Source organism: Bacillus infantis, from assembly GCF_008180445.1.
In the GTDB taxonomy this organism is placed as follows: Bacteria; Bacillota; Bacilli; order Bacillales; family Cytobacillaceae; genus Bacillus_AB; species Bacillus_AB infantis_B.
In genome coordinates, this window is sequence record NZ_VTER01000003.1 from 187224 (window position 1) to 199168 (window position 11945).

General features: G+C 47.4%; 13 protein-coding genes. 12 read left to right on the plus strand and 1 reads right to left on the minus strand.

Annotated features, from left to right (window positions below):
• Positions 1-28 precede the first annotated feature (28 nt).
• The 10 genes from def (at position 29) to spoVM (ending at position 9076) form a co-directional block, all read left to right on the plus strand.
• Positions 29-514, plus strand: coding sequence for a peptide deformylase (gene def / locus FZD51_RS05605; protein WP_148974243.1), 486 nt, complete (start codon positions 29-31; stop codon positions 512-514).
• Positions 511-1467: a methionyl-tRNA formyltransferase gene (gene fmt / locus FZD51_RS05610; RefSeq protein ID WP_148973869.1), complete on the plus strand. Its 957-nt coding sequence runs from the start codon at positions 511-513 to the stop codon at positions 1465-1467. The genes def and fmt overlap by 4 nt, the downstream gene beginning before the upstream one ends.
• Entirely contained in the window at positions 1457-2803 is a 1347-nt protein-coding gene (rsmB, locus tag FZD51_RS05615) for a 16S rRNA (cytosine(967)-C(5))-methyltransferase RsmB (protein WP_148973870.1), read from the plus strand. The genes fmt and rsmB overlap by 11 nt, the downstream gene beginning before the upstream one ends.
• On the plus strand, positions 2800-3891 hold the full coding sequence (rlmN, locus tag FZD51_RS05620; protein ID WP_148973871.1) for a dual-specificity RNA methyltransferase RlmN: 1092 nt from the start codon (positions 2800-2802) through the stop codon (positions 3889-3891). The genes rsmB and rlmN overlap by 4 nt, the downstream gene beginning before the upstream one ends.
• Before the next feature lie 4 nt (positions 3892-3895).
• A complete protein-coding gene (locus tag FZD51_RS05625) occupies positions 3896-4657 on the plus strand; it encodes a Stp1/IreP family PP2C-type Ser/Thr phosphatase (RefSeq protein WP_148973872.1) in 762 nt (253 codons plus the stop codon).
• Positions 4651-6627, plus strand: a complete 1977-nt coding sequence (gene pknB, locus FZD51_RS05630) for a Stk1 family PASTA domain-containing Ser/Thr kinase (RefSeq protein WP_148973873.1) — start codon at positions 4651-4653, stop codon at positions 6625-6627. Before FZD51_RS05625 ends, pknB begins: the two co-directional genes overlap by 7 nt.
• A 20-nt stretch (positions 6628-6647) precedes the next feature.
• Positions 6648-7529: a ribosome small subunit-dependent GTPase A gene (gene rsgA, locus FZD51_RS05635; RefSeq protein WP_148973874.1), complete on the plus strand. Its 882-nt coding sequence runs from the start codon at positions 6648-6650 to the stop codon at positions 7527-7529.
• 1 nt (position 7530) lies between these two features.
• A complete protein-coding gene (gene rpe / locus FZD51_RS05640; RefSeq protein WP_009795959.1) occupies positions 7531-8175 on the plus strand; it encodes a ribulose-phosphate 3-epimerase in 645 nt (214 codons plus the stop codon).
• 71 nt (positions 8176-8246) lie between these two features.
• On the plus strand, positions 8247-8891 hold the full coding sequence (locus FZD51_RS05645; protein WP_148974244.1) for a thiamine diphosphokinase: 645 nt from the start codon (positions 8247-8249) through the stop codon (positions 8889-8891).
• 104 nt (positions 8892-8995) lie between these two features.
• Positions 8996-9076 carry a stage V sporulation protein SpoVM gene (gene spoVM, locus FZD51_RS05650; RefSeq protein WP_022543708.1) on the plus strand — a complete coding sequence of 27 codons (81 nt, stop codon included), beginning with the start codon at positions 8996-8998 and terminating at the stop codon, positions 9074-9076.
• A 162-nt stretch (positions 9077-9238) separates the two neighbouring features.
• On the opposite strand, the gene rpmB is transcribed toward spoVM, so the two are convergent.
• Positions 9239-9427, minus strand: coding sequence for a 50S ribosomal protein L28 (gene rpmB, locus FZD51_RS05655; RefSeq protein ID WP_009795956.1), 189 nt, complete (start codon positions 9425-9427; stop codon positions 9239-9241).
• Positions 9428-9741: 314 nt separating this feature from the next.
• On the opposite strand from rpmB, the gene FZD51_RS05660 reads away from it, so the two are divergent.
• Both FZD51_RS05660 and FZD51_RS05665 read left to right on the plus strand, forming a co-directional pair.
• Entirely contained in the window at positions 9742-10104 is a 363-nt protein-coding gene (locus tag FZD51_RS05660; RefSeq protein ID WP_009795954.1) for an Asp23/Gls24 family envelope stress response protein, read from the plus strand.
• Positions 10105-10120: 16 nt separating this feature from the next.
• The gene (locus FZD51_RS05665) at positions 10121-11803 is read left to right on the plus strand and encodes a DAK2 domain-containing protein (RefSeq protein ID WP_148973875.1); all 1683 of its coding nucleotides are present in this window, start codon (positions 10121-10123) and stop codon (positions 11801-11803) included.
• The last annotated feature ends 142 nt before the right edge of the window (positions 11804-11945 follow it).

Below are 11945 nucleotides of genomic sequence, written 5' to 3' on the forward strand. Positions count from 1 at the left end.
TAGAGAAAAAGACATTGGAGGCAATGATTTGGCCGTTAGAAAAATAGTTACTTATCCAGCAGAGATACTTGAAGAGCCGTGCGAGACGGTTACTGAATTCGATAAGAAGCTTGTGAAGCTTTTGAATGATATGTATGATACGATGATAGAGTTTGACGGCGTAGGGCTTGCCGCCCCGCAGATCGGGATCAGGAAAAGAATCGCCGTCGTTGATATTGATGATGAAAACGGGACGATTGAGCTCATCAATCCGGAAATCATTGAAACAGGCGGGGAGCAGAAAGGCCCTGAGGGGTGCCTGAGCTTCCCTGGACTGTATGGAGAAGTGACAAGACCGTTCACTGTTAAAATAAAAGCCCAGGACAGAAAAGGAAAAAGCTTCACACTGGAGGCAGATGATTTTCTGGCAAGGGCGATTCAGCATGAAATCGATCATTTGGATGGTGTCCTGTTTACTTCAAAAGTGAACAGATACCTGGAAGAAGAAGAGTTGGAAGGGTTGGAAAGCGAATGACAAAAATCGTATTTATGGGAACACCGGATTTCTCGGTGCCTATCTTAAAGCAATTGATATCGGAAGGCTATAATGTGATTGCAGCGGTAACGCAGCCGGACAGGCCGGTCGGCAGGAAAAGAGTCCTGACACCTCCTCCCGTCAAGGCGGAAGCTGTAAAGCAGGGAATCCCTGTCTACCAGCCCGAGAAAATCCGCGTTAAAGAAGAGCTGGAGAAGATCCTGGCCCTTGAGCCTGACCTGATCGTCACAGCTGCATTTGGCCAGATTTTGCCGAAGGAGCTGCTGGATTACCCTAAATACGGCTGCATCAATGTTCATGCTTCCCTGCTTCCTGAGCTGAGGGGCGGCGCACCGATCCATTATTCGATCATCCAGGGGAAAGAAAAGACAGGCATCACCATCATGTATATGGCTGAAAAGCTGGATGCAGGCGATATTCTGACACAGGCGGAGGTTGTCATCGAGGAGAACGATACGGCAGGCTCCCTCTTTGATAAGCTGAGCGAAGCAGGGGCAGCCCTTCTGTCAGAAACGCTTCCAAAGCTGCTCAAGGGCGAGCTTGAGCCGATTCCTCAAAATGATGAAGAGGCGACTTTTGCTTATAATATAAAAAGAGAGCAGGAACAGGTTGACTGGACTAAGACAGGTGAAGAAATATACAACCATATCCGCGGCATGAATCCCTGGCCTGTAGCTTTTACCACCCTTGACGGGTCAGTGCTGAAACTGTGGAGCTCTGAAAAAGTCGGCCTGAAGGAAAAAGCCCTTCCCGGAACGGTTGTCGGGATTGAGAAAGACGGCTTTATCGCGGCAGCCGGGAATATGACCGGCATTAAGATTACCGAGCTGCAGCCGGCCGGCAAGAAAAAAATGTCCGGAGAACAATTTCTCCGCGGGGCAGGCTCTTCCATGAGCATCGGCACTGTGCTGGGAGAAAAGCATGGGGAATAAAAATGTGCGCGAGGCAGCGGTAGAGCTGCTGGAAGCTATTGAAAAAAACCAGTCATATAGCAATCTCCTTTTGAACAGCAGCATAAAGAAAAATGATATCAGCAGCAAAGATGTCGGGCTCTTGACAGAGCTTGTCTACGGTACCCTGCAAAGGAAAATGTCCCTTGATTATCAGATGGAGCCCTTCCTTAAGAATCCGAAGAAACTAGAAAGCTGGGTACGGCAGCTGCTCAGGATCACTTTTTACCAGATGATCTATCTGGATAAAATCCCTGACCGGGCCGCTATCTATGAAGCGGTGGAAATCGCCAAGCGCAAAGGGCATAAAGGAATTTCCGGGATGGTCAATGGCGTGCTGCGGAGCCTGCAGAGGCAGGGGGCCCGCAGTTTCGACAGCATCAAGGACAGGGTGGAAAGGCTGGCAATGGAAACGAGCCATCCGATCTGGCTGGTCGAAAGATGGGTAGAACAGCTTGGATTTGACCGGGCAAAAGAAATGTGCGAGCTGAACCTTACAGCTCCCCTGCAGACAGGAAGGGTCAATCTTGTAAAGGCGGGCATGGATGAAGTCCTTGAAATGCTTGAAGAAGAAGGCTATCTTGTTGAAGCGAGCCCAGTCATCCCTGAGGCAGTTAAAAGCAGAAAAGGGAATCTTGCCCATTCTCGGGCATTCAAGGAAGGCTATCTGAGCATCCAGGATGAAAGTTCCATGCTTGCGGCATATGCCCTGGGAGCAGAAAAGGATAATCACATTCTTGATGCATGTGCAGCTCCCGGAGGGAAAACTACGCATATTGCCGAAAAGCTTGAAAATACCGGAAGCGTCATTTCCCTTGACCTGCATGAACATAAGGTTAAGCTTATTGCTGACAATGCCAGTAGACTGGGGCTGTCAAATATAGAAACAAAGGCGATGGACAGCAGGACTGTACAGGAGCATTTCGATGAAGGCTCTTTCGACCGCATCCTGCTTGACGCCCCATGTTCCGGTCTTGGTGTTATGAGGCGCAAGCCTGACATGAAATACACTAAAAAAGAAGAAGATATCATGCATCTGCAGAAAGTGCAGCTCAAACTGCTCGAAGCAGTCGCCCCTCTGCTGAAGGACGGGGGGACCCTTGTCTACAGCACATGTACAGTGGATCGGGAAGAAAACGAAAACGCAGTGAGGCAATTCCTTGATTCACATCCTGAATTCTCCGGCGACCATTCTTTAGCGGAGAGGCTGCCTGAAGCAGTGAGAGCATTGGCAAAAGACTTTGAACTACAAATATTGCCCCAGGACCTGGGGTCGGACGGCTTTTATATAGCCAGCCTGAGAAAGAAGGTGCAATAGTGGAAAACGTTAAAACAACAGAGAAGAAGCAGACAGCCGAGCAAAAACCATCCATCTATTCATTGCAGCTCGATGAGCTGAAGGATTGGCTCAAGGATAATAACGAGAAGGCATTCCGTGCCGCCCAGATTTTCGAATGGCTTTACCAGAAACGGGTGGCATCATTCGAAGATATGACAAACCTCTCAAAAGCTTTGAGAGATAAACTGAATGAAAGCTTTACCCTGACGACATTAAAAACACTTATCCAGCAGACCTCTTCTGATGGAACAATCAAGTTTCTGTTCGAGCTTCATGACGGCTATTCCATCGAAACTGTTTTGATGCGCCATGAATACGGAAATTCCGTCTGTGTGACAACCCAGGTGGGCTGCCGGATAGGCTGTACATTCTGCGCTTCCACACTCGGAGGATTAAAACGTAATTTGGAAGCAGGAGAAATCGTTGCCCAGGTCGTAAAAGTACAACAGGCACTTGATGAAACGGATGAAAGGGTCAGCTCAGTTGTCATCATGGGCATCGGCGAGCCATTTGATAATTATGATCATATGATGTCTTTCCTAAGAATCATCAACCATGATGACGGGCTCAATATCGGAGCGCGCCATATTACGGTTTCAACAAGCGGGATCATTCCGAAAATCTACAAATTTGCAGATGAGAACATGCAGATCAACTTCGCAGTTTCCCTGCATGCGCCAAACACGGAAATCCGCAGCAGGCTGATGCCGATCAACCGGGCATATAAACTGCCGGACCTGATGGAAGCCATCCGCTATTACGTCGATAAAACGGGCAGGCGGGTAAGCTTTGAATATGGCTTGTTCGGGAGTGTGAATGACCAGGTGGAGCATGCTGAGGAGCTGGCTTCACTGATTAAAGGGCTGAAATGCCACGTGAACCTGATTCCCGTCAATTATGTGCCTGAAAGGGATTATGTAAGAACACCGAAGGATCAGATCTTTGCTTTTGAAAAAGCGCTGAAGAACAGAGGTGTGAACGTGACCATCCGCCGCGAGCAGGGCCATGATATTGATGCAGCATGCGGCCAGCTCCGTGCGAAGGAGCGCAAAGAAGAGACGAGGTGACAGAATGAAAGCTGTCTTTATGACGGACAGGGGTAAGATCCGTCAGCACAATGAAGATAACGGCGGAATTTTTGTCAACCGCAGCGGGCAGCGCCTTGCCATCGTAGCCGATGGCATGGGCGGCCACCGTGCGGGTGACGTTGCCAGTGAGATGACCCTCCTGAAGCTGAAGGAGTTCTGGGAAGGCAATACAGGGATTGAGACACCTGAGCAGGCTGAAGAATGGCTGAGGACCAATATCGGAGAAGTGAATGCGCTGTTATTCGAACATTCAAAGAATAACAGTGAATGCGAAGGCATGGGGACGACCATCGTTGCCGCCATTGCGACCGGCCTGTTTGCCACCATTGCCAATATTGGCGACAGCAGGGGTTACATATTGAATGAATCTGGGTTCAAGCAGCTGACAGAAGACCATTCCCTTGTAAATGAGCTCCTCCGGTCAGGCCAGATTACAAAAGAAGATGCAGAGCATCATCCCCGGAAGAATGTTTTGCTGAGAGCACTTGGAACAGAAGAAAAGGTACAGATGGACACCAGGACCATCGTATTTGAGGAAGAAGATCTGCTGCTTCTCAGTTCGGATGGACTGACAAATAAAGTTTCAGAGCAGGAGATGCATGAAATCCTTGCCGGGGAGAAAAAGCTCGATGATAAGGCAGCGGATCTGATCCGGCTTGCCAATGACAACGGCGGTGAGGACAATATCACCCTCGTGATTGTCGAGTTCTTGGATGCCGGCAGCTCTGGTGATACAGAATGCTGATTGGTAAAAGAATAAGCGGCCGCTATAAGATTCTGGATATGATCGGCGGCGGCGGGATGGCGAATGTTTATCTGGCGCATGACATGATCCTGGACCGCGATGTGGCCGTAAAGATCCTGCGCCTGGATTTTGCTGAAAATGATGAATTCATCAGGAGATTCCACCGTGAAGCGCAATCGGCTACAAGCCTCGCACATCCGAATATAGTGAGCATCTATGATGTCGGCGAAGAAGATTCAATCTATTATATTGTCATGGAATATGTGGAAGGGCAGACACTCAAACAATATATACAGCAGCATTCCCCTGTACCCGTCGACACGGCACTGGATATTATGAAACAGCTTCTTTCCGCCATTTCCCACGCCCATCAGCATCATATTGTGCACAGGGACATCAAGCCGCATAATATCCTGGTTGACCGGCTGGGGAATGTGAAAATTACAGATTTCGGGATTGCCATGGCCCTGAGTTCAACAAGCATCACCCAGACCAACTCTGTGCTTGGCTCTGTCCATTATCTTTCCCCTGAACAGGCAAGAGGGGGGATGGCCAATAAGAAATCGGATATATACTCCCTTGGAATTGTAATGTTTGAGCTTCTGACCGGCAGGCTGCCGTTTTCAGGAGAGTCCGCGGTTTCCATCGCGCTTAAGCATCTTCAGTCCGAAACCCCTTCATTAAGAAGGTGGAATCCGTCTATTCCCCAAAGCGTTGAAAATATCGTCTTGAAGGCAACTGCGAAGGATCCCTTCCACCGTTATGAAAATGTAGAGGATATGGAGGAAGATATCAGGACCGCCCTTGAACCGGACAGGATGAATGAAAAGAAATTTTCGGTGCCTGATGATGATGATGCCACCAAAGCGATTCCGGTGATCACCAGTGATCATCCTTATCAGAATATGGACGAAACGCGCGTACATGAAAAAGATGATAAAGGCTCTGCAGCGGGTCCGGCTCCTGCTGCCAAAAAACAAAAGAATGATAAGAAAAAGAAGAAGAAGTGGCCGATTGTCCTTGTTTCTCTTTTTCTCTTCTTTGTTGTATTGGGAGTACTGGCCCTGACAGTCCTTCCTGAGCTGTTTCTGCCTAAGGAAATCGAGGTTCCTGATGTGGCAGGGGAAACGATTGAGGATGCCACATCCATACTGACAAAAGCAGGTTTTGAGGTGGAAGATCCGGTCGAGATTAATGATGAAGAGGTAGAAGAGGGACTCGTTATCAAAACCGATCCGAAAGCCGGCAGGATGGCGAAGGAAGAATCCAGTATAACGATATATTTAAGTTCCGGGAAAGAGAAGTTTGAAATGTCGGACTATACCGGAAGATCCTTTGAAGAGGTCGAAAGCCTCCTTGAGAAAGAGGGTTTTACACAAATCACCCGGGAGGACGCCAATAATGAGGAAGAGCCTGAAGGTACAATCCTTGAGCAGTCTATCGATGAAGGGGAAGAAGTAATCCCTGGCGAAACCGGGATCGAGTTCACCGTAAGCAGTGGACCTGAACCTATTGTCCTGAAGGATCTTACTGGTCTGAATCTAAAGGGAGTTCAGGATTATGCCGAATCAACGGGACTGAAGATCGATACATCGAAAGAAGAGTACCATGATACAGTTGAAAAAGGTCTCGTCATCAGCCAGTCGCAGCCCGAAGGAACTGAGCTTGGCAAAGGTTCCGGCCTGTCAGTCACTTTCTCAAAAGGCAAGGAAGAGATCCCTCCAAAAACAGTGCCAGTAGAAATCACGATACCATATGAGCCTGAGGAAGAAGGGGAGCCGCAGGAAATCCAGATCCTTGTTGAAGATATGAATAATAAGATGACAGCGCCTTTTGATACCTTCTACATTACGGAAGAACGCAAGTATAATTTGGAACTATTGATACAGGAAGGCAGCAAAGCGTATTATAAAGTTCTGAGAAACAGCCAGCAGATTATTGATGAAGAAGTCGATTATCCCGGGAACTAAAAAGAATTAGGAGTGTTTGTATGCCTGAAGGCAAAATCATTAAGGCATTAAGCGGATTCTATTATGTGCTTAGCGGCGAAAGAACTGTGCAATGCAGGGGCAGGGGAGTGTTCAGGAAAAACAAGATCACCCCCCTTGTCGGAGACAATGTCGTATATCAGGCAGATAACGACAGTGAAGGATATATCCTTGAAGTGAAAGAAAGAAAAAATGAACTGATCAGGCCTCCGATTGCCAATGTGGACCAGGCAATTCTTGTTTTTTCAGCTATTGAACCGGATTTCAGTACTGCTTTACTGGACCGTTTCCTTGTGCTGGTTGAATTCAACCATATCCAGCCGGTTATCTGCATCTCAAAAATGGACCTGGTGAATGAAGAAGAGAGAATGAAGATTGAGGACTACGCAGGTTCCTACAGGGACGCTGGCTATGATGTGCTGCTGACTTCTTCAGAAAATGGGATCGGGATTGATGAACTGCTTCCTTTCCTTGAAAGGGGGATTTCGGTTTTTGCCGGGCAGTCGGGAGTAGGAAAGTCTTCTCTCCTTAATGCCCTCCGGCCGGAGCTGGAGCTCAAAACGGATATCATTTCCTCACATCTGGGAAGAGGGAAGCATACAACTCGCCACGTAGAGCTGATTGAAATCGGCCAGGGATTTGTTGCTGATACGCCGGGATTCAGCTCCCTTGAATTCACCGATATTGAAGCAGAAGAACTGAATTTCTGCTTCCCTGATATCAGGGAAAAAAGCGAGGCTTGCAAATTCCGTGCCTGCCTTCATATTTCCGAGCCGAAATGTGCGGTCAAAGCAGCGGTTGACAACGGTGAAATACCGCAATACAGATATGAGCATTACAAAGATTTCCTCCAGGAAATAAAAGATAGAAAGCCGAGGTATTAATATGGTTAAGATTGCACCATCGATATTATCTGCTGATTTTTCCCGGCTGGGAGAAGAAATCAAGGATGTAGAAAGGGGAGGGGCCGACTATATCCATGTGGATGTAATGGATGGCCATTTTGTCCCGAATATCACGATCGGCCCGCTGATTGTAGAGGCAGTCAGACCGATTACAAAGCTGCCGCTTGATGTGCATCTGATGATTGAAAATCCAGATCAGTATATCGAAGCCTTCGCCAAGGCAGGCGCCGATTATATTACAGTCCATGCAGAAGCATCCAGGCATCTGCACCGGACGATCCATCTTATCAAATCTTATGGAGTAAAAGCAGGCGTCGTCCTGAATCCGGCGACCCCGGCAGAAGCTCTTAAGCATATCATCCAGGATATCGACATGGTCCTGCTGATGACAGTGAATCCTGGCTTTGGGGGCCAGAAATTCATTTCATCGGTGCTCCCGAAAATCAGGCAGGTAAAAGAAATGGCCGCAGAGCAGGGGCTGGATCTTGAAATTGAAGTGGATGGCGGTGTGAATGAGGAGACGGCCAAGCTCTGTATAGAGGCAGGGGCAAATGTCCTTGTCGCCGGTTCTGCCGTTTATAATCAGAAAGACCGTGCGAAAGCAATCGCAGCACTTAGAGGATAAAAAAAGGAAAGCCAGCTGAATGATTCGGCTGGCTTTTCTATAAGCTAATTTAAGAAAGACAGGTGATACCGCTGATTATTCATATACTTGCAGGAGGCCCGGTGGAACTTCTTCCGGAACTTGTACCTGCAGATGAAGGGGATATTTGGGCAGGTGTGGACCGGGGAGTCTTTACCCTGCTCTCAAAAGGTATTGTCCCGCAGGCCGCTTTCGGCGACTTCGATTCAGTATCTCCCGATGAGATGATGAAAATCCGGGAATCAGTAAAGAAAGTCCAGCTGTTCAACCCTGAGAAAGACGAAACCGATATGGAGCTTGCCATCATCTGGGCACTGAAGCAGGAACCGGAAGCGATCAAAATATATGGAGGGACCGGGGGACGCCTCGACCACTTCTTTGGCAATGTTCAGCTCCTCATCGGGCCGCTCCTGAAAGGCGCAAGCACCCATATCGAGCTGATAGACAGCAGAAATATCATTTATGCCAAAGGCCCGGGGGCTTATTCTGTCCTGCCCTTGGAGAATATGAAATATGTCTCCTTCGTCCCCGTGACGAGCCATATACAGGACCTGACGCTCGAAGGCTTTAAATATCCGCTGAAAAATAAATATGTCCCGCTCGGGTCTACCCTGTGCATTAGTAACGAACTTAATCATGATTATGGTACTTTTTCATTTACCGAAGGCATAATAATGGTGATAAGGAGTCATGATTAAAAGTATTAAACAAAGTGTACTCATCTTAATCTTTTGAATATGATGGTAAGGGCGCAAAAGAGGACAGAGAGATTTGCGGTTAGATGGCGAGGAGGGACATATCCATGAAGTTTTATACGATTAAATTGCCGAAGTTTTTAGGCGGACTTGTCCGCGCGATGCTAGGAACCTTCAAAAAGGAATAAAAGTGATAGATCCATAGCAGAACGTACAAAAATACCACACCTTCAGCAGCATCCGGACAGCGGATGCTGATTTTTTTTTTGCAAAAAGGAAAAAGAAGCAATTACAGTTTGCGGGGGCGGAGAAATAAAAAAGGACATCCGCGGGATGTCCTTTTCGAGCTGTTACACTCGTTCTACTTTACCTGATTTAAGCGCTCTTGCAGAAACCCAAACACGTTTAGGCTTACCGTCTACAAGGATGCGAACTTTTTGAAGGTTAGCTCCCCAAGTACGCTTGTTTGCATTCATAGCGTGGGAACGCTTATTGCCTGAAGTTGTTTTTCTACCTGTTACGACACATTTGCGTGGCATGTATATTTCCCTCCTAACTCACAAAGCTTGAAACTATTTTTTCATGCTTTCATTTGCAATGATCATATTGCTCAATCTAAGTAATGGAAAAACAGTAACGAGTATGTTTTTCGGCATTAAAAGATACTTTAATAATTTATCATACAACCCAAATGAATGCAATAGTTGTGATGCAACCTTTCAAGAAAATTTCCTTGACATAGTATACGGGAAGCTGCCCTATAATAAGAAAGGGGAAGTATAGCTTTTAAATTTATCTTTGATATAGTAAAATGACTTTAGTCAAGGAGCAATTTCCAAAGGGGGAACGACTCATGTCCATTGAATTAAAAACGAAATTCGGGCAAATTGATATATCTAATGATGTGATCGCTACTATTGCCGGAGGCGCAGCTGTTGACTGCTACGGTATTGTAGGGATGGCTTCCAAGAATCAGATTAAGGACGGGCTTACGGATATTCTGCGCAAGGAAAACTTTACACGCGGTGTGATTGTGCGCCAGGAAAGCGAAGAAGTACATATCGATATGTATATTATTGTGAGTTATGGAACGAAAATTTCCGAGGTTGCCCACAACGTGCAATCAAAAGTAAAGTACACCCTTGATAAAACTGTTGGACTTGCCGTTGACTCGGTTAATATTTACGTTCAGGGAGTTCGTGTAACGAACCCGTAGTGAGGAGGAAAGATTTGTGTCAATTACAGTTTTAGATGGAAAGCGTTTCGCGGAAATGGTGATGCAGGGTGCAAACCACTTATCCTCTAATGCCAAATATGTAGATGCGCTAAACGTTTTCCCGGTTCCTGATGGAGATACAGGAACCAATATGAATTTATCGATGACTTCCGGAGCAAAGGAAGTCAGGAATAATGTCCAGGCGCATATTGGAAAAGTGGGCACTGCCCTTTCAAAAGGATTATTGATGGGTGCCCGCGGGAATTCGGGTGTCATCCTGTCACAGCTGTTCCGCGGCTTCTCTAAAGCAATTGAGCAAAAGTCTGAAATTACAGCAAGCGAGTTTGCAGACGCGCTGAATACTGGTGTCGAGACCGCCTATAAAGCTGTCATGAAGCCGGTTGAAGGGACGATCCTGACCGTTGCAAAGGATTCTGCCAGGAGGGGTGTCCAGGCTGCGCAAAACGAGGACGATATCATCAAAGTCCTTGAGGAAGTCCTGAAGGAAGCAAAAGCTTCGCTGAACAGGACGCCTGACCTGCTGCCTGTACTGAAGGAAGTCGGTGTCGTGGACAGCGGCGGGCAAGGCCTTGTATTTGTCTACGAAGGCTTTCTTGCTGAGCTGAAGGGCGAAAAGCTTCCTGACGCACCTGCCTCTCTTCCGAGCATGGATGAAATGGTAAATGCCGAACATCATAAATCAGTCCAGGGGCATATCAATACGGCAGATATCGAATTCGGCTATTGCACTGAATTCATGGTTAAGCTTGAAGAAGAAAAACTGAACGGAAAAAACTTTTCTGAAGATCTTTTCCGTCAGGATCTTAGCCGTTTCGGTGATTCCCTTCTCGTCATAGCCGATGAAGAACTGGTGAAGGTACATATTCATTCCGAGCAGCCCGGAGATGTGCTGAGCTATGGCCAGAAATATGGCAGCCTGGTGAATATGAAAATTGAAAATATGCGCCAGCAGCACACAGACATAGTGGGCGAGACACATACCCCGCTGAGGACCGGAGAACCTGCCAAAACAAACGAGAAGCTTGAATACGGCATTGTAGCTGTGTCTATGGGCAGCGGCATTGCTGACCTTTTCAGAAGCATCGGCGCCCATGTTGTCATTGAAGGCGGCCAGACAATGAATCCGAGCACCGAGGACATTGTGAAGGCAATAAAGGATGCGAACGCCAAAAAGATCATCATCCTGCCAAACAACAAGAACATCATTATGGCTGCCCAGCAGGCTGCCGAGGTAGCGGAGGAAGACGTTGCTGTCATTCCATCCAAAACTGTGCCGCAGGGTATGGCTGCACTGCTTGCTTTCAATCCGGGTGCAGGCCTTCCGGACAATGAAAGCGGCATGAGCGAGGCTTTAAGCCATGTCAAGACAGGACAGATCACTTTTGCTGTCCGTGACACGAGCATCGACGGCCTTGAAATCGAAAAAGAAGATTTCATGGGCATCGCTGATGGCAAAATCGTTGTCAAAGACAAGGATAAGACGGAATCAGCCAAAAAGCTCCTCACCCATATGATTGATGAGGATGCTGAAATCATTACAATCCTTAAGGGCGAGGATGCATCCGAGGCAGATCTGGAAGCCATTGCGGACTTCCTGGAAAAAGAATACGAAGACATCGAAGTTGAAGTGCATGACGGCAAACAGCCATTGTACGCCTTCATCTTTTCAATCGAATAGCCTTACCAGGAAATAGAAGGGGATGCCCCTTCTATTTCTATCTATGCAGGCAGGCAATGCCCCCCCCGAAACTTGCCGAAGCTCCCAAATGATATCCCCGGATGCATCCGCAGCCATATCCTTCCTATAAAGTATAATCGAA